General features: G+C 50.7%; 27 protein-coding genes and 2 other annotated features. Of the genes, 3 read left to right on the top strand and 24 right to left on the bottom strand.

From position 1 onward, the window contains the following. The 4 genes from ACYVUV_RS03330 to ACYVUV_RS03315 all read right to left on the bottom strand — a co-directional run bounded on the left by ACYVUV_RS03330 (position 1) and on the right by ACYVUV_RS03315 (position 3,642). On the bottom strand, positions 1 to 672 hold the full coding sequence (locus ACYVUV_RS03330) for a rhomboid family intramembrane serine protease (protein ID WP_439775389.1): 672 nt from the start codon (positions 670 to 672) through the stop codon (positions 1 to 3). Beyond that, a complete protein-coding gene (locus ACYVUV_RS03325) occupies positions 665 to 1,237 on the bottom strand; it encodes a 5-formyltetrahydrofolate cyclo-ligase (RefSeq protein ID WP_439775388.1) in 573 nt (190 codons plus the stop codon). The genes ACYVUV_RS03330 and ACYVUV_RS03325 overlap by 8 nt, the downstream gene beginning before the upstream one ends. Positions 1,238 to 1,291: 54 nt before the next feature. Further along, positions 1,292 to 1,441, bottom strand: a complete 150-nt coding sequence (gene rpmG / locus ACYVUV_RS03320; protein ID WP_002879260.1) for a 50S ribosomal protein L33 — start codon at positions 1,439 to 1,441, stop codon at positions 1,292 to 1,294. Positions 1,442 to 1,527: 86 nt separating this feature from the next. Beyond that, entirely contained in the window at positions 1,528 to 3,642 is a 2,115-nt protein-coding gene (locus ACYVUV_RS03315; protein WP_439775387.1) for a peptidoglycan D,D-transpeptidase FtsI family protein, read from the bottom strand. 85 nt (positions 3,643 to 3,727) lie between these two features. On the opposite strand from ACYVUV_RS03315, the gene ACYVUV_RS03310 reads away from it, so the two are divergent. Next, entirely contained in the window at positions 3,728 to 6,310 is a 2,583-nt protein-coding gene (locus ACYVUV_RS03310; protein ID WP_439775386.1) for a YfhO family protein, read from the top strand. A 52-nt stretch (positions 6,311 to 6,362) separates the two neighbouring features. Here the strand turns inward: ACYVUV_RS03310 and greA are convergent, their stop codons facing one another. The 5 genes from greA to ACYVUV_RS03285 all read right to left on the bottom strand — a co-directional run bounded on the left by greA (position 6,363) and on the right by ACYVUV_RS03285 (position 11,855). Further along, entirely contained in the window at positions 6,363 to 6,851 is a 489-nt protein-coding gene (greA, locus tag ACYVUV_RS03305) for a transcription elongation factor GreA (protein WP_439775385.1), read from the bottom strand. A gap of 70 nt (positions 6,852 to 6,921) precedes the next feature. Then, complete coding sequence (gene pheT, locus ACYVUV_RS03300; protein ID WP_439775384.1) at positions 6,922 to 9,333, bottom strand: phenylalanine--tRNA ligase subunit beta; 2,412 nt, start codon at positions 9,331 to 9,333, stop codon at positions 6,922 to 6,924. After that, entirely contained in the window at positions 9,333 to 10,382 is a 1,050-nt protein-coding gene (gene pheS / locus ACYVUV_RS03295) for a phenylalanine--tRNA ligase subunit alpha (RefSeq protein WP_439775383.1), read from the bottom strand. Before pheS ends, pheT begins: the two co-directional genes overlap by 1 nt. 36 nt (positions 10,383 to 10,418) lie before the next feature. Then, positions 10,419 to 10,620: a binding site (T-box leader), on the bottom strand. Positions 10,621 to 10,662: 42 nt separating this feature from the next. Beyond that, positions 10,663 to 11,013, bottom strand: a complete 351-nt coding sequence (locus ACYVUV_RS03290) for a winged helix-turn-helix transcriptional regulator (RefSeq protein WP_270447644.1) — start codon at positions 11,011 to 11,013, stop codon at positions 10,663 to 10,665. A 77-nt stretch (positions 11,014 to 11,090) separates the two neighbouring features. Beyond that, entirely contained in the window at positions 11,091 to 11,855 is a 765-nt protein-coding gene (locus tag ACYVUV_RS03285; RefSeq protein ID WP_439775382.1) for a TrmH family RNA methyltransferase, read from the bottom strand. Between the two features lie 65 nt (positions 11,856 to 11,920). On the opposite strand from ACYVUV_RS03285, the gene ACYVUV_RS03280 reads away from it, so the two are divergent. Together ACYVUV_RS03280 and yidC are read left to right on the top strand one after the other, a co-directional pair. After that, positions 11,921 to 12,193, top strand: a complete 273-nt coding sequence (locus tag ACYVUV_RS03280; protein ID WP_439775381.1) for an acylphosphatase — start codon at positions 11,921 to 11,923, stop codon at positions 12,191 to 12,193. A 33-nt stretch (positions 12,194 to 12,226) separates the two neighbouring features. Further along, a complete protein-coding gene (gene yidC, locus ACYVUV_RS03275; protein WP_439775380.1) occupies positions 12,227 to 13,192 on the top strand; it encodes a membrane protein insertase YidC in 966 nt (321 codons plus the stop codon). 97 nt (positions 13,193 to 13,289) lie between these two features. Here the strand turns inward: yidC and ACYVUV_RS03270 are convergent, their stop codons facing one another. The 15 genes from ACYVUV_RS03270 to ACYVUV_RS03200 all read right to left on the bottom strand — a co-directional run bounded on the left by ACYVUV_RS03270 (position 13,290) and on the right by ACYVUV_RS03200 (position 25,246). Further along, positions 13,290 to 14,876 carry a HAMP domain-containing sensor histidine kinase gene (locus ACYVUV_RS03270; protein WP_439775379.1) on the bottom strand — a complete coding sequence of 529 codons (1,587 nt, stop codon included), beginning with the start codon at positions 14,874 to 14,876 and terminating at the stop codon, positions 13,290 to 13,292. Next, positions 14,869 to 15,582, bottom strand: a complete 714-nt coding sequence (locus ACYVUV_RS03265) for a response regulator transcription factor (protein WP_050952641.1) — start codon at positions 15,580 to 15,582, stop codon at positions 14,869 to 14,871. Before ACYVUV_RS03265 ends, ACYVUV_RS03270 begins: the two co-directional genes overlap by 8 nt. 191 nt (positions 15,583 to 15,773) lie before the next feature. Next, positions 15,774 to 16,352: a DUF177 domain-containing protein gene (locus ACYVUV_RS03260; RefSeq protein WP_439775378.1), complete on the bottom strand. Its 579-nt coding sequence runs from the start codon at positions 16,350 to 16,352 to the stop codon at positions 15,774 to 15,776. Further along, the gene (locus tag ACYVUV_RS03255) at positions 16,352 to 17,506 is read right to left on the bottom strand and encodes a nucleotidyltransferase (RefSeq protein WP_439775377.1); all 1,155 of its coding nucleotides are present in this window, start codon (positions 17,504 to 17,506) and stop codon (positions 16,352 to 16,354) included. Before ACYVUV_RS03255 ends, ACYVUV_RS03260 begins: the two co-directional genes overlap by 1 nt. A 3-nt stretch (positions 17,507 to 17,509) precedes the next feature. Beyond that, positions 17,510 to 17,857, bottom strand: coding sequence for a ribosome silencing factor (gene rsfS / locus ACYVUV_RS03250; protein WP_439775376.1), 348 nt, complete (start codon positions 17,855 to 17,857; stop codon positions 17,510 to 17,512). 42 nt (positions 17,858 to 17,899) lie between these two features. Continuing rightward, positions 17,900 to 18,493 carry a bis(5'-nucleosyl)-tetraphosphatase (symmetrical) YqeK gene (yqeK, locus tag ACYVUV_RS03245; RefSeq protein WP_439775375.1) on the bottom strand — a complete coding sequence of 198 codons (594 nt, stop codon included), beginning with the start codon at positions 18,491 to 18,493 and terminating at the stop codon, positions 17,900 to 17,902. After that, on the bottom strand, positions 18,486 to 19,124 hold the full coding sequence (locus tag ACYVUV_RS03240) for a nicotinate-nucleotide adenylyltransferase (RefSeq protein ID WP_296225406.1): 639 nt from the start codon (positions 19,122 to 19,124) through the stop codon (positions 18,486 to 18,488). The genes yqeK and ACYVUV_RS03240 overlap by 8 nt, the downstream gene beginning before the upstream one ends. Positions 19,125 to 19,134: 10 nt before the next feature. Next, positions 19,135 to 20,244, bottom strand: coding sequence for a ribosome biogenesis GTPase YqeH (yqeH, locus tag ACYVUV_RS03235; RefSeq protein WP_439775374.1), 1,110 nt, complete (start codon positions 20,242 to 20,244; stop codon positions 19,135 to 19,137). Between the two features lie 108 nt (positions 20,245 to 20,352). Beyond that, positions 20,353 to 20,709: a 50S ribosomal protein L20 gene (rplT, locus tag ACYVUV_RS03230; protein WP_002879237.1), complete on the bottom strand. Its 357-nt coding sequence runs from the start codon at positions 20,707 to 20,709 to the stop codon at positions 20,353 to 20,355. 44 nt (positions 20,710 to 20,753) lie between these two features. Beyond that, positions 20,754 to 20,954, bottom strand: a complete 201-nt coding sequence (rpmI, locus tag ACYVUV_RS03225) for a 50S ribosomal protein L35 (RefSeq protein WP_002879235.1) — start codon at positions 20,952 to 20,954, stop codon at positions 20,754 to 20,756. A gap of 20 nt (positions 20,955 to 20,974) precedes the next feature. Then, entirely contained in the window at positions 20,975 to 21,496 is a 522-nt protein-coding gene (gene infC, locus ACYVUV_RS03220; protein ID WP_439775373.1) for a translation initiation factor IF-3, read from the bottom strand. Positions 21,497 to 21,543: 47 nt separating this feature from the next. Further along, positions 21,544 to 21,655, bottom strand: a sequence feature (ribosomal protein L20 leader region). Positions 21,656 to 21,709: 54 nt separating this feature from the next. Next, positions 21,710 to 22,036, bottom strand: a complete 327-nt coding sequence (locus ACYVUV_RS03215; protein ID WP_439775372.1) for a YxeA family protein — start codon at positions 22,034 to 22,036, stop codon at positions 21,710 to 21,712. A gap of 14 nt (positions 22,037 to 22,050) precedes the next feature. Continuing rightward, positions 22,051 to 22,701 carry an ATP-binding cassette domain-containing protein gene (locus tag ACYVUV_RS03210; RefSeq protein WP_439775371.1) on the bottom strand — a complete coding sequence of 217 codons (651 nt, stop codon included), beginning with the start codon at positions 22,699 to 22,701 and terminating at the stop codon, positions 22,051 to 22,053. A 9-nt stretch (positions 22,702 to 22,710) separates the two neighbouring features. Next, positions 22,711 to 24,687, bottom strand: a complete 1,977-nt coding sequence (locus tag ACYVUV_RS03205) for a hypothetical protein (RefSeq protein WP_484498989.1) — start codon at positions 24,685 to 24,687, stop codon at positions 22,711 to 22,713. Between the two features lie 196 nt (positions 24,688 to 24,883). Then, on the bottom strand, positions 24,884 to 25,246 hold the full coding sequence (locus tag ACYVUV_RS03200) for a hypothetical protein (protein ID WP_484498988.1): 363 nt from the start codon (positions 25,244 to 25,246) through the stop codon (positions 24,884 to 24,886). Positions 25,247 to 25,262 lie beyond the last annotated feature (16 nt).

The following is a 25,262-nucleotide window of genomic DNA, read 5'->3' as shown; positions in this document are numbered from 1 at the left end:
TTACACCGTCACTGCCATTCCTAAACGCAAAGTCAAAACCACATAGACAATCAAAGCAGCTGCCGCCAACAGCCGGCCGCCCTTGCCATAGCCCCGGTAAGTTGCATCACCCAAAATAATGGCCAGTAGGGCCCCGGTGATTAAGCCGCCCAGGTGGCCCAGGATGTCCACGTCAGGCATGAAGACGTCCAAGACCAGGTTGATGACTGCTAAGGCTAAAGCCTGCCGGCCCAAGAAGGACAAGAGCGCATTGTCTTTGTCCTTGAATCCCGCGCAGGTCATGGCTCCAAGAAGACCGAACAGGGCAGTTGACGCCCCGGCGCTGATCGCCTGGTCATTGCCAAAAGCCAGGGTCAAGAGGCTGCCGCCAACCCCTGACAGCAGATAGATCAGCAAAAAGCGCCAGTGGCCGAAAACCGGCTCAGCATACTGGCCGATATAGTAGATCATGATCGCGTTGGAGGCGATGTGCATGATCCCGATGTGGAGGAACTGGGCGGTAAAAAGGCGCCACCACTGTCCTTCCATCACTACGGCCGGGTTAAACATGGCCCCCATTTTCAGCAGAACGGAAGTACTCTCAGAGCCGCCCATAAAGGTTTCCACCAGGAAAACGGCAAAGAGGATCACAACCAGAGCGGTTGTCATATAATTACGCCGCAGATTATTCATCGCCGGCCTCCTTTACAATTATCAAATCATCCATCGCCTGGTCATGGTCTTCCATTGGCCAGGCAGGAGTCTTGAAGTACATGACTGAATTGACCAGGGCCAGGGTCTTGACCGGATTCTTGGCTAAAAAGCGGTCATAGTAGCCCCCGCCAAAACCGATCCGGCTCTTGCCCGCCGGACTAAAGGCCAGGCCAGGGACAAAAAGCAGGTCCAAATTATTATCAACTTCATTTTCTTCAGCCAGCTCCCAGACCCCAAACTTGGTCTGCATTAAGGGAGCAGCTTCGTCCCATTTTAAAAAGTCCAGCTGCCAGCCAGGATGGCACTTGGCCAAATAGAGCTCCTTGCCTTCTTTCCGCAGCTCTTTAATCAAGCCCCTTATATCCACTTCCAGCGGCATTGGCAGGGTTAGTCCGATTTTTTTGGCCTGCTGGAGCATTGGGTGCTTTAGGGCCAGCGCCGTCAATTCCTGGTCTTGCCGTTTTTTAGCCGGGCTCTTGGCAAAATCCGCCAGCCGCTTCCTTTGCCAGGAGCGGAAAGTTTTCTTGTCCATCAAAGCAGTCACGCCCTCTCTTCCTGCAAAATAAAAAAAGCAGGCCTTTCGACCTGCTATCTTTTATTACTTAGTCTCGCGGTGAAGAGTTACCTGTCTTTCAACTGGGCAATACTTCTTCAAGGTCAAACGTTCCGGATGCTTACGCTTGTTCTTCTTAGATAAGTAACTTCTGTCGCCACATTCGGTGCATTCTAAAATGATGTTGTCTGCCATTATTTTCACCACCTACAATTAATATCTGACTGTACAATCATAACATTTTCAAGGGCAAAGAGCAAGTTATCTCAGTAAATTAACTGTTAATTTGTACTTGAAAACTTCCCTTTATGCATCTTGTAGTAAGTCGTCACCATCGCCTTGGCCATGTTCTTGTTGTAGCTGCCTTCCTTGTCCGGATCGATGCCGGCAAAAACAATCGCGAAGGCAATCTGCGGATTGTTGGAAGAAGCCCAGCCGACCATGGTTTCGTTGATCAGTTCAGTGTCTGTCGACTTCTTGGTCTTGGTGTTGTAGTAGAAAGTCTGGGCCGTACCGGTCTTGGCCGAAATCGACGGTTTGACGTTCTTCAAAGCATGGGCCGTCCCCCAGGCATTTGACCCATGGACAACCTGGTAGAGCCCCTGCTTGATGACGGCTAATTCATCAGTTGTCCAAGGGATCTTGAACTGGACAGTCGGCTTCTTGTTGTAGTAAGCATAGAAGTGCTTGCCGTCGCTGCTGGTGCGGCCGATAGACTGGACAACGTATGGCTGCATCCGGTAGCCCCCGTTGGCAATCGTTGAAATGTACTGAACCAGCTGAATTGGGGTGTATGCGTCGTAGTTCCCGTAGGATTCGTCAAGCACTGACCCGGACAGGATAATCCCGTTGGAGTCAGTTGACGCCCCCTGGATACCCGAGCTTTCACCCGGCAGGTCAACCCCGGTCTTTTGCCCCAAGCCAAACATGGCAAAGTTGTTTCTCAAGGTCTCAAAGGCTGTCTGCGGCATGTGAATGTACTGCTTGGCCACATAGCTGGCCTTCACCCAGCGCAGGGTCAGCTGCATCATGTAGATGTTGGAAGATACTTCCAGGGCGCTGGCCGCCGTCAAGGAGCTGAAGGTCCCGGTCGGGTAAACGGACTTCTTGACCGGAGAACCCGGCAGATAGATGGCCGTGTCCGGCAGGGTGTTGTTGGTTGGAGTGATGACCTTGTTGATCAAGCCCCCAGCCACCTGGGCCCCCTTGACAACAGACCCCATAACGAAGGACTGGTTGATGTTGCCCAGGGCGTTGTCGGTAATCTTGCTAGTTGACGGGTCATAGCTGATCCCGGACATGGCCAGGATAGCCCCGGTATTCGGGTTCATGGCAATCGCGTAGGCACCGCTGGACAAGCTGGCTGCCCCAGCGCTCAAGGCTGAGTTAAACTGCTGCTTGAGGGCCTTGGTTACGGCTGCCTGGTACTTGGCGTCAATCGTCAACTTCAAGCTGGCCCCAGACTGGCCCTTGTAAACCTGCTTGGTCTTGGTGATCTCGTTGCTGGAGTTGCTGGTAACCTTGTAGCTGGCCTTGGTCCCCTTCAAGAGGGCTTCATATTCCTTTTCCAGGTAGGAAGTCCCAACCCGGTCGTTTCTGGAATAGCCGTTGACCAGGTAGTATTGCAGGTTGTCGCTCGGCAAACCGGTCTTGGTCGTGGAGACTGACCCAATGATACTCTTGATTGAAGACCCGTTCGGGTAGTAACGGTTCCAGTCGGTACCGATCCCGACCCCCGGCATGGAGGACAGGTGCTCGCCGACCTGGGCGATTTCCTTGTTGCTGAGCCCACTGCTCTTCAAGTTGATCGTCGACAAAGTCGTGGCCCCCGACATCTTGTTGTACAAGAGGGCCGCCGTCTTTTGCTTGCTGGTCAAGCTTGGCTTAAGGGTATTTTCAACATAAGCCACTTCATTGTCGTTGATCTCTGAAGTTGACAGACTAGACTTCTTCTGGGACTTCGGCAAAGCAGCCAAAACCTTCTTGGCCCGGCTTTCATCAGCCAGGTAGTAATCAGCAATTTGTCTTTTTGTCGGCTTTTCGTCGGTAATTTTTATATAATTACTAAGGGTATTAGCAACCTTGTACATCTCTTTGGAAGTCGCTGACAGGCTGCGCATGTAAGTAATCGCGTTTTCAGCCTTGTTGCCGACCAGGATCCGGCCCTGGGAGTCGTACATGACCCCCCGGGGAACAGACTTGGTCATGGTGTTTTCGTCGGTGGCATTGACCTCCGCGGAAAAGCGCGAACCGTAAAAGAGCTGCAAGTATGCTAATTGGCCAATTAAGGCCGCGAACAAAATTACGATGACCCCGACCAGAATCTTCATTCTGAGAGGGGTGTTTGCGGTTTGACTACTGTTGCCAGTTCCGCTATTCTTTCTAAAATAACTCACGATAAAACCATCCTCACTAACAAGTAATTTTAGCAAAAAGACCTGCGCAATTCTATCATTCAGAAGAGGAGTTAGCTAATTCTTAATGTACATATCCAAAATAAAACGTTTTTTCCAAAAATTCGGCCTTAAGCAGCTCTATGCCTGCCTGGCCTTCGCCCTGCCGGCCCTTATCTTCGCCGGCTACTTCATCTCTAAGAAAGGCAATATCCTGACCGTTGACCTGGGCCAGCAGTATGTTGACTTCCTGGCCTACTACCAGCAAAAGCTCTTTAAGGACCCAAGCAAATTGATCTACAGCTTTGCCAGCGGCCTGGGGGGCTCGATGCTGGGGACGGACAGCTATTATCTGCTCAGTCCCTTCAACCTGCTCTTGCTCTTTTTCCCGCAAAAGTTCCTGCCTCAAGGGATCCTTTTGGTCATCTCCTGCAAGATCGGGGCCATCGGCCTGTCCAGCTACCTGGTCTGGGGAAAGAAGTACAAGCTGGCCAAGGAATACGTTCTGGCTGCCAGCCTGGCCTTTGCCCTCTGCGGCTTTGTCGTTGCCAACAACCTAAACTTGATGTGGCTGGACAGCCTGGTCCTTTTGCCCTGGCTGCAAGAAGCCATTGACCGCCTTTTGGCCGGGGAGAAAAATCACCTGGTCCTGGTCACCTTCCTGCTCTGGCTGACCAACTTCTATACCGGCTACATGACCCTGCTTTTTGGCTTGCTCTACCTGCTGGTGGGTCTGGCCACAAATAGTGAGCGGAAAGTCCGCTTTTGGACCTACTTCAAGGCCAGCTTCTTTGGCTCCTGCCTGGCCGGGGTCAGCCTCTGGCCGACTTTTTTGGAGCTTTTAGCCGGCAAAACCGATGCCGATATCAGCTGGAAGCTGAACTTCCAGTTCCCGCCCTATCAGCTGGTTGCCAAATTAATCGACGGGGCCTACAGCTTCCATGAAATGTCGGACGGTCTGCCCAACATCTTCATCTCCTCCTGCTTTGCCCTTTTGGCCCTGCTCTTTATCTTTAATGCCAAGTTCAGCAAGCGGGAAAAATTGACCCGAGGCCTGCTTTTGGCCTTCCTGGTCTTGTCTTTGTCCTTTACCCCCCTGGTTTTGATCTGGCACTTGGGCCAGTTCCCGGTCTGGTACCCGGCCCGCTTCAGCTTCCTGGTCTCCTTCTATGCCTTGAACCTGGCCCTGGAAAATATGGACAGGGAGCCCGTCTTCAACCTCAAGCAGAAAATCCTGGCGGCCCTTTTAGGAGCCAGCGTCTCCATTTACCTGGCCATCGATCCTGACAAGCTGGAATTTATCCGGCAAGACGGGCAGATCGCGACCGGCCTCTTTCTATTGGCCGGCCTGCTCTTTATTCTCTTTATCTATGGCCAGCACTACCTGGCCGGCCACTATGCCCTGCTTTTGGTAGTTTCTGAAGTCACGGTCAACTTGATTTTTTCATTAAACGCGATTTCCTACCAGGAAAACAAGAACTATGCCAAGTTTGAAGCCAACGTCAACCAGGCGACCAGCTACCTGGCCAAGACCGATTCCAGCCTCTACAGAACGGAAAAGAGTTTCAGCCGGTCTGATGACGACCCCTTCACCGGCAATTACTACGGGGTGACGACCTTCAACTCCATCAGCAACTCTAGCACTTCCAACCTGCTCAGCCGCTTGGGCTATGTCCACAACAGCAACTCTTACACCAACCAGGGCGGGACGCTCTTGACTGATGCCTTCCTGGGGGTCAAATACTACCTGGAGCCGAATTATTCTTATGACGGCGTCTCAGCTGCCCAGCGGATGCCATATGACAATTTGAACCACCGGGCAGATCTAAACAGCTATTATCCGAAAAAGCAGTTCAAGCAGCTTAGCATTTTGGAAAACAAGCAGGCCCTGCCACTCATTTTTGCCAGCCAAAGCCAGCAGAAGCAGGTCAAGTTCCTGGACAATGACCCAGTTTACAACCAGCAGAAGCTCTGGGAAAGCCTGGGCCTGTCCGGCCAGCTTTTCAGCAAGGTCAAGAGCCAGATCAAGCTGACCAACTTAAAGGTCAACCAGTCCAACCCTCTGGTCTTTAAAAAAGCTAACTCAGCCAAGCCGGCTTCCGTCACCTTCATCTTGACGCCAAAAAACGATGACTCATACTACCTGCAGCTCCCAGATGGCTTTGACTTCAAGACCGCCAGCTTGAGCGTCAACGACATCTTCTACAACTACGAGAGCCGGGACGGGCAGATCCGCCTGGTCAACGTTGCCAGCGGAAACAAAAAGACCAGGATCAAGGTCACTTTCAACTTGACCAATTCGACCCTGGACTTAACTGGTCTTCTCTTCTGGCACTTCAACAATTCCGCCTTCAAGGCCGGGATCAAGCAGCTGAAAGAGCCAGAACTTAAGTTAAAGCAGACTGGCTTGAAAATTTCCAGCCAGGCCTTCAAGAGCCAAAAGAAGCTCTGGATCACGACCATTCCTTATTCCAAGAACTGGCTGGTCTATGACAATGGCAAGCGGGTCAAGACCAGCAAATATGCTTCCAGCCTCCTGGCCTTTAACTTAAAGGGGGGCAAGCACAAGCTGACCTTGATCTATTTGCCGGTCAGCCTCCTTGCCGGCAGCTTGATCAGCCTGATAACTTTAGCTGTCTACCTGCTCTTGAAAAAGAAGCAGAGAATTTAAAACAGTAAAATAGAGTACAAAAAAAGGTGCTGTCCGTGTGGACAGCGCCTTTTTAGTCGCTCGTCTTAACGTCGTTGATTACGACATCGTAGCTGACGTTGGCTGAGTCAACGTTGATCTTGACCGTTTCACCCTTCTTGTGGCCAAGCAGGGCCTTGCCGATCGGAGATTCGTTGGAAACCTTGCCGTGGAATGGGTCAGACTGGCTGCTCCCCACGATTTCGTAAGTTTCCGGTTCATCTTCGCCGACTTCAGTAACCGTAACGGTCTTGCCGATACTTACTTCGTCGGGGTCAACGGCATCAGTGTCGACAACGACAGCGTACTTCAATTGTTCGCTGACGGCATCGATTCTTTCTTCCAGCCGCATTTGTTCATCCTTGGCTGCATCGTATTCTGAGTTTTCAGACAAGTCCCCGTAAGAACGGGCAATCTTCAAACGTTCAACGATTTGCGGCCGCTTGACGAACTTCAGGTTTTGCAGTTCTTCTTCCAGCTGCTTCTTGCCTTCGGCAGTCATTTCATAGGTTTTTTCAGGCATTTTGATTCTCCTTTATTTAACGCATTATGCAATGTTAAATATTAGAGTTTAATTCCACGAAAGTCAACCATTAACGGATGTTTGCTGCTAATTTTTCTTCCAAAGCGGCTTGCACATTGTCAGTTGCCTTAGTTACAACCGCGTCAGTCAAGGTTTCTGCTTCGTTTAAGAAGGTCAAGCGGTAGGCCAGGCTCTTCTTGCCGTTTGGCAGGCGGGCGCCTTGGTAGACGTCGATGACTTCAACGCTGACCAGGTACTTGCCGGCATTTTCCTTGATGCAGCTTTCAACTTGGGCGTTAGTGACGTCTTCGTCAACCAGGATGGACAGGTCCCGCTGAACGGCTGGGTACTTCGGAGCCGGCTTGGACTTGACGCCCTTAGCCATCAAAGGCAGCAAGGCATCCAGGTTCAGTTCGTAAACGTAGATTTCCTTGCCGGCGAAGTTCTTGTCAGTCATGGTCAAAACTGGGGCGATTTGGCCGATCAAACCGATGTATTCATCATTTACGTAGATGCCAGCCGTTCTGGTCGGGTGCATCCCCTTGATTGACTCTGCCCGGTATTCCACGTCCTTGACGCCGATCATTTCAAATACGTCTTCCAGCTGTCCCTTGACATAGTAGAAGTCAACTACTTCGTCCTTGTGCTGCCAGTTGCTTTCCCCGGCCAGGCCGACGTAAGCGGCTGCCAGGTGTTCGTGTTCGTGGTAGTCGCCGCCTTCCATGTCGTAGACGCGGCCGTTTTCAAAGAGCTGCAGTTCAGTCTGCTTGCGGGCAAAGTTGTAGGCAACCGTGTCCAAAAGGCCGCAGATCAAGTTTTGCCGCATGGTGGTTCTGGCTGAGTTCAGCGGCCAGTTGACCTTGACTGGAGCCAGGGCCTTTTTGACAAAAGTCGTGGCCATTTCTTCAGAAGTCAAAGAGTAGTTGATCGTTTCACTAAGGCCCTGCCCTTCAAGCAATTGACGCAGGTGACGGACCTTGACTTCATCAGCAGCGTAGCCGCCAGTCAGTTCACCAGTAGCCGGGTGGGTGGACTTGATGTTGTCATAGCCGTAAATCCGGCCAACTTCTTCAAAGATGTCAGAGTCAATGAAGATGTCCCAGCGGCGGTTTGGCACAGTTACCGTGTATTCGTCGCCCTTTACTTCAACTGGGAAGTTCAGCTTGCCCAGGATCTTGACGATTTCGTCCATAGGCAGGTCAGTGCCCAGGATCTTGTTGGTCCGGGATGCAGTAGTAGTAATGACAACTGGCTGCTTGTCCTGGTCGCTGGCCTTGATTTCACCAGCTAAGACAGTAGCGCCGGCATTAGCCCGCAAGATAAGCGCGCAGGCGTCCAGGGCCTTTTGGGTGTTGTCCCAGTTGATCCCCTTTTCAAAGAGAGCTGAAGCGTCAGTCCGGTTGTCATGCCGCAGAGCCGCCTTTCTGGTCAAAGCTGGGTCAAAGACAGCAGCTTCCAAGATCACGTCAGTGGTTTCTTCAGTAACTTCACTGTTCAAGCCGCCCATCACGCCGGCCAGGCCGACTGCTTGTTCACCATCAGTGATCACGATGTCCTGCGGGTCCAGGTCGATTTCTTTTTCATTCAAGAGCTGCAGCTTTTCGCCTTCCTTGGCCAGGCGGACCTCGATCTTCTTGGTCTTGTCAAAAAGCTTGGCGTCGTAAGCGTGCATTGGCTGGCCAGTCAAAAGCATGACATAGTTGGTAGCGTCGACCACGTTGTTGATTGGGCGGATACCGGCATTCCACAAGCGGGCCTGCAGCCAAAGGGGACTTTCAGCAATCTTGACCCCGGTCAGCTTTCTCAAGTAGTACTTCGGAGCGATCTTTTCATCGGCAACGGCAGTAAAGTCGCCAGTCCAGTCTGCCCCGTCTTCTTTGAGGACAACGTCTTCGATCTTTGGCTTCTGGTCGATCAAGGCACCGACTTCGTAAGCTGCCCCTTCCATTGAGGAAGTGTCGGCCCGGTTTGGCGTAATGTCGAAGTCCAAAACGTAGTCGTCCATCCCCAAAGCTTCAAAGACAGAGTCACCAGGCTTAAGGTCCGGATCATGGAAGACCCAGATGCCGTCAGCGTACTTCGGCGGAACAACTGAGTCGCTGAAGCCAAGTTCCTGCAGGCCGCAGATCATCCCATTGGATTCAACCCCGCGCAGCTTGCCCTTCTTGATCTTGATCCCGCCTGGCAAATGCGCACCTGGCAGCGCCACGATCACGTCCTGGCCAGCTGCCACGTTAGGCGCCCCGCAGACGATCTGGCGGGCTTCGTCTTCACCGACGTCAACCGTGGTCTTGTTTAAGTGGGTCCCTTCGATCTTTTCGCAGGTCAAAATGTGGCCCACGACCAGCTTGCTCAAGCCGTCTTCCGGGTGAACCGTTGAGGCGATTTCGACCCCGGACCGGGTCAGTTTTTCAGCCAAGGCGTAAGGATCTACGCCGTCCATGTTCAAGAAATCTTTCAACCAATTGTAAGAAACTAACATTAATCTTCCTCCTGACGGAATTGTTGCAAGAAGCGCACGTCGTCACTGTAAAAGTCGCGGATGTCGTCAATGCCATACTTCAAGATGGCGAACCGGTCCAGGCCCAGGCCAAAGGCAAAGCCGGAGTAGACAGTTGGGTCAATCCCGGCAGCGGAGAGAACATTCGGGTGAACGATCCCGGCACCCAGAACTTCGATCCAGCCAGTGTTCTTGCAGATCGCGCAGCCCTTGCCCCCGCATTCAAAGCAGGAAACATCCATTTCAACTGAAGGTTCGGTAAACGGGAAGTAGCTTGGCCGCAGGCGGGTTTCCCGGTCCTGGCCGAATTCGTGCTTGGCAACCAGTTCCAAGGTCCCCTTAAGGTCGCTCAAGGAGATGTTCTTGCCGACAACCAGCCCTTCCATCTGCATGAACTGGTGGGAGTGGGTGGCGTCGTCATCGTCTCTTCTGTAAACCTTGCCTGGGGAGATCATCTTGAGGTCCCCCTTGTCAAAGTCATGCTTTTCCATAGTCCGGGCTTGGACTGGTGAAGTCTGGCTCCGCAGCAGGTGGTCAGCGTCAACGTAGAAAGTAGCCTGCATGTCCCGGGCCGGGTGGTCCTTAGGCAGGTTCAGCATTTCAAAGTTGTAGTGTTCGCTTTCGATTTCCGGCCCCTGAACGACTTGGTAGCCCATGCCGATGAAGAAGCGTTCCAGGTCGTCTTGAATGATTCTGATCGGGTGCTTGGAGCCGACGTGCTTTCTGCGCCCTGGCAGGGTCACGTCGATCTTTTCAGCTTCCAGGCGGGCCTCAATGGCCTTTTCGATCAATTCATCCTTGGCACTGGCCAGGTTTTCATTGAAGAGGTCCCGGAGTTCGTTGACCTTCTGGCCAACTTCCCGCCGCTTTTCCGGAGCAACGTCCTTCATCTGGTGAAGGATTTCCGTCAGTTCACCCTTCTTGCCGACCAGCTTGACCCGGACGTCATTCAGGCTCTTTTCGCTTTCTGCTTCCTTGATTTCAGCAAGCCCCTGCTCACGCAGAGCCTTCAATCGATCAAATAAATCCATTTACTTATTCCTTTCAACAAAAAAAGCTCCGCCCCCAAAAGGGACGAAGCTTCGCGGTACCACCCTAGTTCAGGCCTAAAAAGGCCTGCGCTCTATACCGATAACGGTGGCAGCCGGAATTGATTAGATCCTACTCGCAAGATGAAATTCGCAAGCTGCTCTTTGGTTTCCTTTCAGTTGCCAAGAAACCTCCCTGTCAAAGATCAGTCTTGTTACTAGTCTTGTTCTTAGTAATTAATTAAAATCATAGGCTAAAACTGGCTTAAATGCAAGTCATTTTTTACGCCCACTTGTCCGCCCAGATGTGCACCTGGTTAAAGACGGGCTTTAATTCGGCTCCTTTTGGCGTCAAAGTGTAAAGGACGATCTTCTTTTCTTCATCCTTGGACCGCTTGACAATTCCGTCAGCTTCCAGCTCCCGCAAGCGTTCAACCAAAACCCGGTCTGAGCAGGCACCAACCGCGTGGGCCAGGTCTCTGAAGCGCATGGCCTTAGTGTCGCACAAGGAGCTGATAATCAAGCCGTTCCACTTCTTGCCGATGATTTCAAAGGCCTTGACGAAGCGGGCGCACATTTCGTAGTTTTCAGCATTTTTACAGCATGGCGCGTCCTGTTCGGCTAATTCTGTCATAGAGAATCCTCCTCAAATTAGTTTCCATGTTATCTATTTAAGCATACTTTACTTACGAAAAACAAGCGAAACGTTTTTTAGCTGAAATGATAGATCATGATCCCGGCGGCAACAGCGGCGTTCAAGGACTCAGCCCGGCCCTTGATCGGGATGTAAAGCTTCTCATCAGCCAGTGCCGCGATTTCCGGACTTACCCCATGGGCCTCATTGCCAATGATCAAGGCAACCTGGGCAACTGGGGCAAAATCGCCCAATTGTTTAGCAGAAGGGTCCAAGAGACTGGCATAAACCGGAATATCCGCTGCCTTCAAGCTGGCAATGGCTTCTGCCAGGTCAGCCTTGATCAAGTTCAAGTGGAACTGGCTCCCCTGCATGGACCGCTGCACCTTGGGATTGTAGAGGTCAACCGTCTTGTTTGACAGGATCACCCCGTCAAAGCCGGCCGCGTCAGCGGTCCGGATGATGGTGCCGACATTGCCCGGGTCAGCCAGGTCATCTAAAAGGACCCACTTGCCGTAGCTGAAATCAAAATTCTCTGGTTGGTTGATCTTGACGGTCATGAAGATGTCCTGGGAATTCTTGGTGCTGCTGAGGTGGCTGGCCACGCTTTGGCTGATCTTGATCAGCTTGTCTTCATCATAAGCCAGGTCCAATTGCTCCAAGCGGCTGAGTGCCTCTTCAGTAGCCAGAATTTCCCGGTACTTGACTCTTGCTTTTAAAGCTTCTTCGACCAGGTGGAAGCCTTCGATCAGGTAATAGCCGCTTTCTTCGCGGTATTTCTTCTGGTTCAGCTTGCCGATGGCCTTAATTTGCGGATTGTTGACAGATGTTCTTTCTTGCATGATAAAATACTCCTTAGAAATACTATTTTAATGATTTTTTGCAAAAAATAAAGAAGGTAAGCAAAATGCAAACATGGGAACTATTAGCACATGGGGTCGTCCAAGGGGTAGGCTTCCGCTGGTGCGTGCAGATGCTGGCCCAGAAGATGGGCCTGGCCGGCACCGCCAAGAACAACCCCGACGGGACGGTCACCATCGTCATTCAAGGTACGCCAACTGACCTGGTCAAGTTTAAAGCTGCGCTGCCAGACGCCGCTCCTTACGCGAAAATTTACCGTTTGGACACAAAAGTTCTGCCTGAAATGGAACAAATGCATTCTTTTCATGTATTATATTAGTCAGATCCTAAAAATTTGGAGAGAAACTAATCAATGAAAAAAATCAAAAAACGTTTGTTACCAGTCAGTCTGCTGGCGCTCTTGCCGCTTTTTCTTACGGCCTGCGCCAGCCAGACCAGCAAGAACGGCAGCTTGAAGGCACCAACCAGTGGTCCTTACTACTGGATCTATGAGTGGATCGGCCTGCCTTTGCAGCATATCACCGTCAACATCGCCCACGCCATTGGCGGGGCCAGCGGGGCCGGCTGGGCTATCGTCATCATCACTTTGGTCGTCAGAGTGATCTTGATGCCGCTGATGATCAACCAGCAGCACAAGGCAACCATGCAGCAAGAAAAAATGCATCGCCTGCAGCCACAGATGCAGCTTTTGCAAAAGGCCATGAAGACCCCGGGCATGACTCCTGACCAGCAGCTGGCCTTGAGTGGTCTGCAAAGAGAGATCTACTCTAAGAACAATGTCTCCATGACTGGCGGAATGGGCTGCCTGCCCCTCTTGATTCAAATGCCGATCATGATCGGGATCTACCAGGCCGTGGCTTACTCAAGCACCCTGGCCAAGTCCACCTTCTTCGGCATCTCCCTGTCCAGCAAGTCCATGGTCTTGGCCATCATTGCCACTGTTTTTGCCTTGATTCAAAGCTACGTGGCCATGATCGGCATCCCTGAAGAACAAAAGAAGACCATGCAGGCCACCATGCTGATGAACCCGATCATGACTTTCTTCTTCTCCATGTCCTTCTCCGGCGCCCTGGCTCTTTACTGGGCAGTCGGCAACCTGGTCATGGTCATCCAGCAGCTGATCACCACCTTCATCGTGCAGCCGCGGGCCAAGAAGCGGGTTTCCAAGGAACTGGAAGACAGCCCAATCGTGGAAGTCGTTACTCAAGCCAAGATCGACCAGATCTTGAAGCCAGCCGCTGAAAAGAAGCCAAACGCCAGCCAGCCGAAGTCCGGCGACCTGCGCAAGCGCAACCAGGGCAAGCAGAAGCGGAAGTAATCTTCCAAAGAAAAAACAAATAAAAAGCAAAGAAAATAATCAACAAAACAGAAAAAATAAAAGCCGCTGAACAGCGGCTTTTATTTTGTTCTGAATGTTAAATTGTCGGATCTTTTTTCGGATTTTCAGTTCCAGCCTGCTTTTGCTGCCGGCTTTCTAACTGCTTGACTTCTTCGTCAGTCAAGACCGGGAAGGTGATTCTGAACTGGCTCCCCTGGCCTAAGACTGATTCAACGTCAATCGTGCCGTGGTAGGATTCCACCAGCTTCTGGGCAATCGACAGGCCCAGGCCGTTGCCGCCCTTTTCCCGGGTTCTGGCCTTGTCGACCCGGTAGAAGCGGTTGAAGATCTTCTTCTTATCCTCATCGGAAATCCCTTCGCCGTAGTCTTGGACCACGATCTGCATTTCCTGGCCGGACTGGCCGGCAGCCACAGAGATTTCCTTGCGGTCAGTTGAGTACTTGATCCCGTTGTCGATCAAGATGATCAGGATCTGCTCCAGGTGCCCCTGGTAAATCTGAATCTTGGTATCCGGGTCCAGGTCCTCAACTTCCAAAGAAATCTTGAAGTCCGGGTGAACCATGCCCATGTCCCCGACTACCCGAGTCAAAACTTCCATCGGCTCAGCAATGGCATTCGGGTAGTGGACGCTGATCTGCTCAGCCCGGGTCAGATCCAGCATTTCCTGGATCAAGTGCTTCATCCGCTCAGCCTCCGAAATCGAGGCGTCAATGGATTCTTCCAGGACCTGGGGATCATCCTTGCCCCAGCGCTTAAGCATGCTCAGATGGCCCTCAATGACCGCCACAGGCGTCCTCAATTCGTGGGAGACGTCAGAGACGAACTGCTTCTGCTGTTCGATATACTTTTGCATCCGGTCCAGCATCATATTGAAAGACAGGGCCAGTTCTTCCAGTTCGTCGTTTCTGTGCAGCTCGGGAATTCTGGCCGTGCTGTTGGGGTCAGCGTTAACTTCCCTGGCCACCTTGGACATCTTCTTGATTGGTCTGACAACGCTGCGGACAACCAAGTAGGAAACGACGATGGCCAGACTGACCCCCAGAATTGAGAGCCAGAGCATAGCCCGCAGAGTCCGGGTAATCAAGCGGTTGTAGCCGGTCATCTGGTTCTTGACGACAATATAGCCGGTCAATTTATGAGTCGTCCGGTTTCTGACCTTCCGGTAGACATACAGGGAGCTTTGCCCCTTCTTGTCTTCCTTGACCACGCTCTTGCTTTCACTGGTGAATTTGACCAATTTAGGAGCGCTGTCGCCGTTATGAAAGACGATCTCATTGCGGAGATTGTAGATCGCCACGGTCACGTCAGGGTTGGTCACGGTACTTAAGACCGTGTCGCCAAAAACGCTGCTGTTGTTGCTGTCATTTTCTGACAAAGCCGGCCCGCCCTTCAAGATCCGTCTGGTATTGGGCGACAATTGCTGGACCACGTTGGTGATTTCCAGCTCATCGTCGATGCCTACCAAGCGCTTGCGGAGGATGTTGACGACTTCATTGGAAGTATCTTTCTGCTGGCTTAGGGCTTCCTGCTTGACCGTATTGTAGACGACAGCTGAGAAAACAAGAAAGGAGACCGTGATCGTCATGGCGACGATGCTGACCCATCTCACGATCAGTGAAACGTGCCTGGTCTCCTTCTTGCCGCTGGCGCTTTGCTTATGCATTGTCGTCCTCGTCTCTTACCATGTAGCCGGTTCCGCGCACCGTCTTGATGTAAGATGGCTGGCCAGGGATATCGATCTTGTTGCGGAGGTAACGGACGTAAACTTCGACAACATTGGTTTCGATGTTTGATTCCGGCCCCCAGATCTTGTTCAAGAGCTGGTCTCTGCCAACAACATTGTTCTTGTTTTCGATCAAGGTCATGAGCAGGTTGTATTCCCGCTTGGTCAAGTCAACAGTCTTGCCGTCGCCCCGGTGAACGATCCGGTTGGCGGTTTCGATGGTCAAGTCCTTGAACTTGACCACCTTTTGCCGCGGCAGCTTGTCCTTTGAAGCATCCTTTTCGATCTTGACCCGGCGCAAGACAGCACGCAGGCGAGCCAGCAGTTCTTCAATGGCAAATGGCTTGACGATGTAGTCGTCAGCCCCATGGTCCAAGCCTGATACCCGGTCAATTACGGAGTCGCGGGCAGTCATCATGATGATCGGCGTGGTCTTGCTCTGCCGTACACGGCGGGCAATTTCCAAACCATTCAAGTCTGGCAGCATCAAGTCCAGCAAGATCGCGTCGAAGTCTTCACTCAAAGCACGGTCCAAAGCCTTGCGGCCGTTGTTTTCCACTACGGTCTCATAGCCTTCGTGCTGGAGTTCGAGTTCGACGAAACGAGCCAGGTTCTTTTCGTCTTCAACAATTAAAATTTTCGGCATGTTTTTATCCCCTCACGTCCTACTGATTAATTTTTGGGTCTGCTGAATCCAAGTATAATCTTAAAGTATATTTTAATAATTCTAGGATAGCCCAAAATCAGCTTTTTAACAAGTCCCATAGAAAAACAAGTCCCTTGCCAGATGAATTTTCTCTGGGAAAAGACCTGTTTTACTGAAGATTGTTTTCGTTTTTATTTTTCTTCGTCTTCTGCTTTATTCTTGTCTTCTTCAGCCTGCATCTTGTCCAAAAGGCCCTGCAGCTGGGCGAAGGCCGGGTTGACCTGGTCCTTCTTCTGGCCGGCAAAGTCCTGTTCAGACATGACTTCCCAGCCCTGGCCTTCCGGGTAAAGATCTTCTTCAGCTTCCTCCTTGGTCAAAACCGTGCTTGGAATATTCAAGAGCATGTTGTCTTCCACGGCCGTCTGCACGTCAATGCGGTCATCGTCCAGCGGAATGATCATCAAGCCCAGTTCTTTTTCTTCCTGGGTCGGTTCATGGTCGGAATAATTTTCCACAAAGCTGAATTTCTGCTTTAAAGGCACAGCTTCCAGGCTGCGGGAGGACGGAACCAGTAGGTCGGCTTCCACTTGGAAATTGCCAGTCACGAAGGGTTCGTCATAAAAGAGCTGCCCTTCCACGTGGGCGCTCTTGACCTCGTAGACCAGGTCCTTGGCCCGCTCGTAAAAGCCGTCAGCAAAAGTCAAATCAGCTGAGATCTGGGTCAAAGGCTCCCGGCTGTTCTTGATTTGGAAAAATGAAAGTTCTAGCATTAATTTACCTCGAGTGGCCGCCGGCCAAAGTTCTGGTCAGCGCCAACAATCTGTTCAAATAAGCGGTCAACCCTGACCTGCAGGCCCAGGGTCCCTTCTTGGGCATTCTTGCGATCCACCTTGGAAACGATGTCAACCGCGAAGTCTTTCCGCTGCTGCTTCAAATACTTCCGCCCCCGCTTGCTGTAGGCCAAAAGCATGGTGGAAACATGGTCGTAGCTGTTTAAGACATCTGCTTCAGTCACGTTCAGCAAGGTGTAGAGACTTAATCTTCTTAACCTTGAATAGGTGTAGCGCTTGGACTTGACCCGGCGGAGGAAATCAGCGAAGTTTTCAGCCAGGTGGATTTCCGCCTTGAACTTGTATTCCAGGCCTTCGCTCATCTGGTAGATCTGCTGCAATTCCTTGATTGAAGCTGATTCCAGCCGGTATTTCAAAAATGGGAAGAGCAGTTCCCAGTTGGGCAGGATCTTTTCCTGGTCAAAAGCAGCGATTTCCCCTTTCGGCAGCCACTGCTCCAATTCCTCCCGCTCTGCCCCGTTTAAAAGGAGGTTGCGGATCGCGCTGGCGCTTTGAACGGCTGCTTCTCTTTGCAGGATATCGTCATGGCCAGCCCCTACCCGGTTAACCGGGCTGAGCTTTAACGGTGAGCCCAGATTGGCATTGGCCACGGCATAGGCCAGGCCCAAAATCGCGTTGGGTTCGCTGACTTCATGGCCGACTTCCCGGGCCACCATCTGGTTGTACTGGGTGGAATAAGTCTGGCTGTAGTCAGCGAATTCCTGCCTTTGCCGGGGGATTTTGGAGATCCGGTCGCCGAAATATTCAAAGTTCAAGTTGGCGTCTTCAACCCCAAAGACCAGGTTCTTGGCCCCCAAGCGGGTCAAAAGGTCAACCCCGCCGGTAGCGAACATGTCAGCTGCTTGGACTGCATAGGAAAATGGCAATTCAAAAACCAGGTCAGCCCCGGCCTCAATGGCGCTGCGGGCCCTCGACCACTTGTCCAGAATGGCCATTTCCCCACGCTGGACGTAATTGCCGGACATGACCGCGATAATGGGGTCATCGCCGGCGATCAAGCGGGCCTGGGTCATCAAGAATTCATGACCGCTGTGGAAAGGGTTATATTCAGCAACAATCCCGACAACGCTCATTGCCTAGTCTTCCTCAAGTTCCACGCGCTTGCCGTCAGCCCAGAGCTTTTCCAGGTTGTAGAAGGCCCGGGCATCTTCTGAAAAGATGTTGACCACGACGTCGCCCAAGTCAACCAGGAGCCATTCTGAGTCATGGTTGCCTTCAACTCGGTAGTCGTAAAAGCCAGCTTCGTGGCAGGCTTCGATGATGCTGTTGGCAATGGCGTGCAGCTGACGGCTGGAAGTGGCGCTGGTGGCCACGAAGTAGTCAGCCAGGATGCTGATGCCGCGCATGTCGTAGGCTTCGGTGTCTTCCCCGTGCCGTTCGCTGATTGCGTTTAAAACTAAGTCAAGTAATTCTTCGCTCTTCAAATTTTTCTCCTAATGTTTTCTTACTTTTAATTTTATCTATTTTTACTCAGCTGCCCAGACATTGTAGGCAGCCAAAGTCCTTGGGTAGATCTTGCTTCTCTTTTCAATCAAAAAGGCCAGAGTGTGGGCCAGTTCATAGCCAACCCCGGAAGCTAAATCCGCGTAGCTGGTCTTTCTGGCCTCTTCAACGCCGGCAAAGGTCCGGCCAGGTTCGATATAGTCAGCCACAAAGACGATCTGGTCCAGGGTGGTCATTTCCACGTCCCCGGTAGTGTGCCGGTAGACAGCGGTCAAAATTTCCTGGTCAGTAATGCCGAGGTCGCGCTTGATGAACCAGCTGCCCACGATCCCGTGCCAGATAGCCCGGTTCCAGTTCAAAAGATCCTGGTCAAAGCCCTCTTCCTTGATGATCTTGATGTATTCTTCGACTGGAATCTGCTTGGCGTAGTCGTGAACAAAACCGGCCAAGGCTGCCTTGTCTTCGTCATAGCCGTTCAACTTGGCCAGGGTCCGGGCAGTTTCACTGACGCGGACGCAGTGGGCAAAGCGCTTCTCATCCATCATGCTCTTTTCCTTGGCCACTAATTCACTGCTGGACAAGGGAGAATATGTTTCCTTAAAAAATGGATCAGTCACGGTAAAGCCCCTTTTCTTCAATATATTCGCGGACCTTGTCCGGTACCAGGTAGCGGATTGAGGTCCCTGTTGAAACAGCCCGGCGGATAGCGGTTGAGCTGAGCCGGATGTCCGGAGCGTCAACCCAGATCATGGAATATTGGGGATCTTGCGGGTAGCCAGGCCGGCGGATGCCGACCAAGGTGGCCAATTTGGCCAGTTCATCAGCGTTCTTCCACTTGTGGAAGCTGTTGACCTGGTCGCTGCCCATGATCAAGTAGTAGGTATTCTCCGGCGCCTTCTTGGTCAAATAGCGCATGGTATCAATCGTGTAAGAAACGCCGCCTCTGAAAAGTTCCAGCAGCTTGACCCTGAAACGAGGATTGTCCCGGGTAGCTAAATCCAGCATAGTGGCCCGGTCGCGGGCAGACACGTTTAAGGGAGCGTCCTTATGCGGGGGAATATTGTCTGGAATGAACCAGACTTCATCCAGGTGCAGCTTGGTCATGGCCTGCTCAGCGGCAACCAAATGGGCCATGTGCACCGGGTTGAAGGTGCCGCCCATGATGCCGATCTGCTTGCCTTTTCTCTGGCTTTCAGCCGTCTGCACTTTTACTTGTGTTTCTTTACTGAAATCTACCAATGAATCCATACTTAAACCTCTAAATCAAAGCTCTTCTGGTTCCTAAGCCAATTCCGCCCGGCGTGTAGGCCTTGATCACGCAGCCTTCCGGCACGGTGATGAAGCCTACCCCGGCAAACAATACGTCGCTGCGGTACTTGATGCTGTACTCCTGCCCTTTAAGCGGCGGCAGGTCGCTATTTGGCCCTGGCGGAGACAATAATTCACCGACGTGCTTTTGGTAAAATTCGTCAGCCTTCTCCGTCTTGGTCCGGTGGATGTACATGCCCCGGGCAGCGTAGATGGTAAAGCTGGTTGACGGCCCCTTCAGGTAGTCGATTCTGCCCAGGCCTGCCAAGAAGATGGTATTGCCTGGCAAAAGCTGGTAAGTGGCCGGCTTAAGCGGCTTCTTTGGCGAAGCCAGGTCCAGGTCTTTCGGGTCCAGCCGGCTGGCCAGTTGCTTGTCGGTCAAGATCCCTGGCGTGTCGACTAAGAAGTGACCGTTGTCCAAAGGAATCTCGATCTGGTCCAAAGTGGTCCCCGGGAAGCGAGAAGTAGTGATCAAGTCCTTAACGTCACCCATTTCATCGATAATGGCGTTGATCAAGGTCGACTTGCCGACATTGGTCGTGCCGACGAAGTAGACATCCTGGTCCTGGCTGTGCTTGTTCAAGTATTCAATCAGAGTGTCCAGGTTCTTCTTCTTGGCTGCGGAGATCAAGAAGATGTCCTTGGGGTACAGGCCCATCCGGTTGGCTTCCTGCCGCATCCAGTCCTTGATCTTGCTTTCCTTGGAATTCTTCGGGAAGAGGTCCAATTTGTTGCCGACCAGGATAAAGTCGTTATTGCCGACAAAGCGCTTCAAAGAAGAAATCAGCGAGTTGGAGAAGTCAAACAGGTCCACCACGTTGACAATCAGGGCCTTCTTTTCACCCAAAGTGTTCAAGAGGGCCAAGAAGTCGTCATTGTCCAAAGAAACCGGCATGATCTCGTTGTAGTGGCGCAAGCGGAAGCAGCGCTGGCAGTAAACTTCTTCTCTTTCACCATTTTCTACCTTGGCCAGGGCACTGGCAGGCAGATAGCCGGGGGCTTTGGCGTCCTGGCTCTGCAGGGCGGCGCCGCAGCCGATGCAGCGAATTTCTTCACTCATGTCTGAGTTTTCCTCCTTAAATTTCATCTTCCTTAATTATATCTGAAAGCCGGCATTTAACAAAGAAAAAGCGCACCTAGCCAAGCTAGATGCGTTTCTTCCAAAGAATTAAGCCAAAGCCTTCTTAGCAGTTTCTGCTAAAGCGGCAAAAGTCTTTTCGTCGTTGTAGGCGATGTCAGCCAACATCTTACGGTTCATGTCAACACCAGCCAGCTTCAAGCCGTGCATCATCTTTGAGTATGACAAGCCGTTTTGACGAGCAGCTGCGTTGATCCGGGCGATCCACAGTCTTCTGAATTCGCTCTTGCGCTTCTTACGGTCGCGGAATGCGTACTTGTATGAAACGAACAATTGAGTGCTTGCAGCCTTAAATTGAACGTGCTTTGAACCACGGTAACCCTTGGCAAGCTTCAAAACCTTCTTACGACGTGCGCGTGTAACGGTACCACCTTTAACTCTTGGCATCTGAAAATCCTCCTAATATCGTTAGTGTATTAAAAAATAGTAAATTAACGCATTTGGGAAAGCATTTGCTTGATGCGCTTCAAGTCGCTGCGTGAAACCATAGCGGCTTTTCTCAAATGACGACGTTGCTTCTTGGTCTTACCGTGGAAACGGTGGCCAGTGAAGGCGTGGTGGCGCTTCAAACCGCCGTTACCAGTTCTCTTAAAACGCTTAGCTGAAGCGCGGTGGGTTTTCATCTTTGGCATGGTAAAATTCCTCCAATTAACTATTTTTTGTTCTTGTCTTTATCACTCTTAGGACTGAGCATTAAAAACATTTGACGGCCTTCCATCTTTGGCCGGCTGGTTACAACAGCAATATCCGAAGTTTCTTCGGCCATCTTTTCCAGCACTTGTTGTCCTAATTCCTTGTGCGTGATCGCGCGGCCTCTGAAACGAATCGAAACACGAACCTTGGCGCCTTCTTTTTCTAAGAACTTGCGTGCATGCTTCAACTTGGTTTCGAAGTCATTGCCTTCAATCGTCGGGCTCAAACGGATTTCCTTAACGCTGACCTGCTTGGAATTCTTGCGTGATTCCTTCAGCTTCTTCTGCTGTTCGAACCGGTATTTACCATAATCAAGAATCTTTGCTACAGGTGGCTTGGCGTTTGGTGAAATCAAAGCCAGATCGAGGCCAGCATCGCTCGCTTGGCGCAGAGCTTCATTTCTTGACACGACCCCAACTTGTTCACCATCAGCGTTGATCAGCCGAACTTCACGAGCGCGGATGCTTTCGTTAAGGATCATGTTGTTTTGTTTCTGTGGTATAACTGTTCACCTCCATGTTAATTTCGAGGACAAGAAAAAAGCGGGCATATTGCACCCGCCTTTAAAATCAACAGAAAATATCGATTTGCCCAGAGGTTAAATAACTTAGGCGAGAAGCGGGGGCTTCTTCTTGTTCTCAACTTCTACTATTGTACTAGGTCTAAGATTGCCCGTCAAGGGCCAATTTCACTTTCAGCCAGTAATCTGCTTGTACTTAGCAGCACTGATGTATTCGACGTAGGAAACGTACTGGCCCTTATGCTTGATGGTAAGGTAGCCCTTAGCTGGGTCATAGCCCCCTACGCTGGCCAGCTGGTAATTTTCCTTTTGACCCTTTTCATTATAGATGGTCACATTAGTGTAGTTCTGGGTCCCAGTTGCAACTTTAGCATAGCTGGTTTCAGCCTTGATAAAAGGATTGAGCCGGTCGGTCACTGAGTTGTGAACCAGCATGAAGAAGGCTGCGACACCGGCAGCAAGGGCAACGATAACAGTTAAAATTTTAGTCAGTTTTTTCATATCTATATCTCCATTTAATTCTTGTGAATCTGAATTTCTTGCTTGGCAAGTTCAATAATGTAGTCACACTGCTCCCAGACAGCTGGTGAGTGCGTGGCAATCAATAAAGTAGCGTCTGGCCCAAAGTCAGCTAAAAGTGAGTCCAGGACCAGCTGGCCGTTTCCCGCGTCCAGGGACCCGGTTGGCTCATCAGCAAAGATGATCTGCGGCTTTTTGAGCAGGATCCGGGCCAAAGCCACCCGTTGCTGCTCCCCGCCGCTTAAGCTGTAGGCAGTCTGGGACAAGTCAGCCTTAACGTCCAAATGGTCAAGCACTTGCCGCATCAGCTTTTGCTTTTCCTTCCGGCTGCCCTTGGCGTCAGCTAAACCGATGGCCAGGTTGCTCTCAATGCTTTCGTTGTCAATCAAGGCAAAATTTTGAAAGACGTAGCCGAATTTTTCCCGGCGAAGACGTTTGATGTTTTGCTTATTGACCTCAAGGTCATCGATCAAAACACGGCCGCTGGTAGCTTTTTCCAAGCCGCTCAGCATGTTCAGCAAGGTACTCTTCCCTGCCCCGCTGCGGCCGACAATGGCATAGCTCTTGCCGCTTTCCAGCTGGAAGCTGCTTTCTTTCAAGATGACTTTATCGCCAAAAGTTTTGCTTAGTTTTTCTGCTTTTATCATAATCTATCCTCAGTTTCCGCGGTTTAAGCCCCGCAGCATATTGCTTTCCGCCTGCTTAGCACTCAAAGCGATAGCAGCGACTTCCAAGGCTGCTAAGAGCAGGCCAAGCCAGAAAATGCCGGCCTGCCCCTGCCGGGCAAGCACAATGGTCAGCAAGGCCAAATCGGTCAAGGCATTTGCCAGGGCAAACTGACTGACCAGCTTGCGGTTACTTAAGCCAAAGACCTGGTAGACAGTCAGCCGCCGCTTTTTGCTCTCAAAGAAGCTGGCACTGACATAGCTGACCATGAAGAACATCTGTGTCAAAGACAAGACCGCAATGACGCCAATAATCGACAGTTCTGTCAAGAGCTGGGCATAAAGGCTGGCAGCCGTACTCTTGACATTGGTGATGCCGTTGACGTAGCTGGTCAAGCCAGTTTCTTTGATCCCCTTCTGCAGCTTGGCCAGGTTTGGAAAGACTACTTGTCCTTGTGTCAAACTGGCCGTAAAGAAGTCGTCAGACAATAGTTTTGTGTCAATTGCCAAGATAATCGGATCAGTTGAAACCGAATTGGCAATATCCTGACCAGCCGTATAATTAAAGACCTGCTGGCTTTGGATGTAGACTAACTTATATTTGATTTGCTTAGTTTTTCCATAGACATTGGGCAAAGTCTGCTGGAACTTGATCCAGGATCTTACCTTCTTTTCAAAGGATGCTTTTTGGTAAGCCCGGTCTTTCGGGAGCAAGATGTAGACGGTATTTGCGTCATTTGCCGTTACCTTTTTCCCCTGCTCATCTTTGACTGAACTTGCATTTAAGAAAGCTGGGTTGACAACCAGGACATTGCCGTTTTGGATGTCGGTGCTGGACGAAGCCGGCTGGAACTGCTGGGCATTTTTGGCAAGGATGGCCTGCTTGTCGCTGGCCACCAGGCGGTGTACCTTCCGGTCGACCACCTTCACCCGCTTTTCATTGCCCTGGTCAACTTGGCCAAGGTTGGCGATGTAGCTGGCTGGCTTCTTTTGCCAGATCTGCATGATCTGTTTGTCTTGCTGGTAGGCGGAGTATTTTTGCCCTAAGCTGGCCAGATTTACACCAAGCAGGAGTACAATGGCGATTTTTAAAACGTAGCCTAAGTATAAGAAACCCTTGCCAGCAAATTGGCCCTTGATGGCCGCGTAAGGCTTGATCAAAGCAAGGCTGACATAGGAGATGAAGTCAAAGATCCAGTAAGTTATGGATAATGCCAAGAGAAGCAGGCAGATCGCCTTAATGTAAAAGAGGCTGCCCTGGCCGTTTAATGATCTAATGGTCAGGAGGCTAAAGGCTATTAAGGGCAGGAGAATCGTCAGTATAAAAGGAAGAATTTCTTTAGCGAAGTCGCGGCGGAAGATTTTCCCAGAGCTTAGACCATTGACCTGCAAGATCGCGTACTCTTTGTAACGGAAGGACTTATCCAGAATCATGATGATCAAGAGCATCCCCAGCAAGCTAGAAAAGACCAGGAGTCCGTCTTGATAAACCGTATTGTTTAAGAGTTCATCTTTAAAGGAAGATTTGTAGACCGTCACCTGCAAGCCTGCCTCGCTTAAGTCAGAGGCTAAAGAGGCAAACTGGGCAGTTGTGGCATTGGTATAGTAGTTACCTAAAACATCCTCAAGCATCAATTTGCTCTTGCTTAGGCGTTTGACCTGGCTGCTCTTTCGCCAGGAATATTGTGTCTTGCTGCTGGAATTAAAATTGTAGACCAGCTTCGTATTTTTACCATCCTGGTCGAGCAAGCGCAGCTTAACCAGGTCGATCCCAGCTGATTTGGCATCTTTAGCCAAGAGCTGGTAGATCTCTTTCTTCGACTTTTTCTTGTCCCACGACGTAATCGACACGACTTGGTGCAGATTTGGAATGCTCTGCAAGTCATAGTCCTGCACCAGGCTGAGCAAGAGCCAGGAGAGGACAACGACAATTGCCGCGAACAAGGTGTTCTTAATTTTTGAAATCATATCCATCCTTAAAATTCTAATTTTTTTACCAGTGTATATTCATTTACAACTTGCTTTTCATTCTAGCACCAGCCTACAAACCAATCAATAATTTTTCTATTCTTTTTTATCAATAATTCGCACAATTCTATCCTTGTATACGCAAAAAACATCCCGCCTCAATGTTGAGACAGGATGCATTCTAGACAATATTAATCTATTCCATCAAACTGATGTATATAAGAATTGCCACCAATATAACTCCAGCAGCAATTGTGATCCAATTGATAATCTTTTTGACTCTGTCAGAGACCGAATCACTCCGCAAAAGCTCATAACTGCCTAAGCCTGCCAGTGATATCGGAATAATGTTCCAGTAGTTGCTATTGTGGTGGGTCAAAAGATCAACGACATAAGTCAAAATGAACAGAATCAACGTATTCGCAAGAACTTTCACAACAATCTGCTTCATATTGCCTTCATCCTTCTCTTTTCTCATCTCTTTAATTCGCTTTCTTTTGAAATTATCATTTATAACCATATTGATCAAGGAAATTCTCCATTCGCTTTTATCAATCATTCATCTAAAATGTGTC

It is taken from the genome of Lactobacillus sp. WILCCON 0149 (genome assembly GCF_057197965.1).
Note: the sequence above shows the minus strand (reverse complement) of the source record. Positions and strands in the feature narration are given on the sequence as shown.

What these genes read in the sequence shown, in the direction of transcription:
- ACYVUV_RS03310 (WP_439775386.1), top strand. Translation starts at nt 3,728, where the DNA reads ATGTACATATCCAAAATAAAACGTTTTTTCCAAAAATTCGGCCTTAAG.
- ACYVUV_RS03285 (WP_439775382.1), bottom strand. Translation starts at nt 11,855, where the DNA reads ATGCAAGAAAGAACATCTGTCAACAATCCGCAAATTAAGGCCATCGGC.
- yidC (WP_439775380.1), top strand. Translation starts at nt 12,227, where the DNA reads ATGAAAAAAATCAAAAAACGTTTGTTACCAGTCAGTCTGCTGGCGCTC.
- ACYVUV_RS03210 (WP_439775371.1), bottom strand. Translation starts at nt 22,701, where the DNA reads ATGATAAAAGCAGAAAAACTAAGCAAAACTTTTGGCGATAAAGTCATC.
- ACYVUV_RS03200 (WP_484498988.1), bottom strand. Translation starts at nt 25,246, where the DNA reads ATGATTGATAAAAGCGAATGGAGAATTTCCTTGATCAATATGGTTATA.
- rpmI (WP_002879235.1), bottom strand. Translation starts at nt 20,954, where the DNA reads ATGCCAAAGATGAAAACCCACCGCGCTTCAGCTAAGCGTTTTAAGAGA.
- ACYVUV_RS03215 (WP_439775372.1), bottom strand. Translation starts at nt 22,036, where the DNA reads ATGAAAAAACTGACTAAAATTTTAACTGTTATCGTTGCCCTTGCTGCC.
- pheS (WP_439775383.1), bottom strand. Translation starts at nt 10,382, where the DNA reads ATGGATTTATTTGATCGATTGAAGGCTCTGCGTGAGCAGGGGCTTGCT.
- ACYVUV_RS03330 (WP_439775389.1), bottom strand. Translation starts at nt 672, where the DNA reads ATGAATAATCTGCGGCGTAATTATATGACAACCGCTCTGGTTGTGATC.
- ACYVUV_RS03255 (WP_439775377.1), bottom strand. Translation starts at nt 17,506, where the DNA reads ATGAGCGTTGTCGGGATTGTTGCTGAATATAACCCTTTCCACAGCGGT.
- ACYVUV_RS03290 (WP_270447644.1), bottom strand. Translation starts at nt 11,013, where the DNA reads ATGACAGAATTAGCCGAACAGGACGCGCCATGCTGTAAAAATGCTGAA.
- rplT (WP_002879237.1), bottom strand. Translation starts at nt 20,709, where the DNA reads ATGCCAAGAGTTAAAGGTGGTACCGTTACACGCGCACGTCGTAAGAAG.
- infC (WP_439775373.1), bottom strand. Translation starts at nt 21,496, where the DNA reads ATGATCCTTAACGAAAGCATCCGCGCTCGTGAAGTTCGGCTGATCAAC.
- ACYVUV_RS03205 (WP_484498989.1), bottom strand. Translation starts at nt 24,687, where the DNA reads ATGATTTCAAAAATTAAGAACACCTTGTTCGCGGCAATTGTCGTTGTC.
- ACYVUV_RS03270 (WP_439775379.1), bottom strand. Translation starts at nt 14,876, where the DNA reads ATGCATAAGCAAAGCGCCAGCGGCAAGAAGGAGACCAGGCACGTTTCA.
- rpmG (WP_002879260.1), bottom strand. Translation starts at nt 1,441, where the DNA reads ATGGCAGACAACATCATTTTAGAATGCACCGAATGTGGCGACAGAAGT.
- greA (WP_439775385.1), bottom strand. Translation starts at nt 6,851, where the DNA reads ATGCCTGAAAAAACCTATGAAATGACTGCCGAAGGCAAGAAGCAGCTG.
- ACYVUV_RS03260 (WP_439775378.1), bottom strand. Translation starts at nt 16,352, where the DNA reads ATGCTAGAACTTTCATTTTTCCAAATCAAGAACAGCCGGGAGCCTTTG.
- ACYVUV_RS03280 (WP_439775381.1), top strand. Translation starts at nt 11,921, where the DNA reads ATGCAAACATGGGAACTATTAGCACATGGGGTCGTCCAAGGGGTAGGC.
- ACYVUV_RS03265 (WP_050952641.1), bottom strand. Translation starts at nt 15,582, where the DNA reads ATGCCGAAAATTTTAATTGTTGAAGACGAAAAGAACCTGGCTCGTTTC.
- ACYVUV_RS03240 (WP_296225406.1), bottom strand. Translation starts at nt 19,124, where the DNA reads ATGGATTCATTGGTAGATTTCAGTAAAGAAACACAAGTAAAAGTGCAG.
- pheT (WP_439775384.1), bottom strand. Translation starts at nt 9,333, where the DNA reads ATGTTAGTTTCTTACAATTGGTTGAAAGATTTCTTGAACATGGACGGC.
- yqeH (WP_439775374.1), bottom strand. Translation starts at nt 20,244, where the DNA reads ATGAGTGAAGAAATTCGCTGCATCGGCTGCGGCGCCGCCCTGCAGAGC.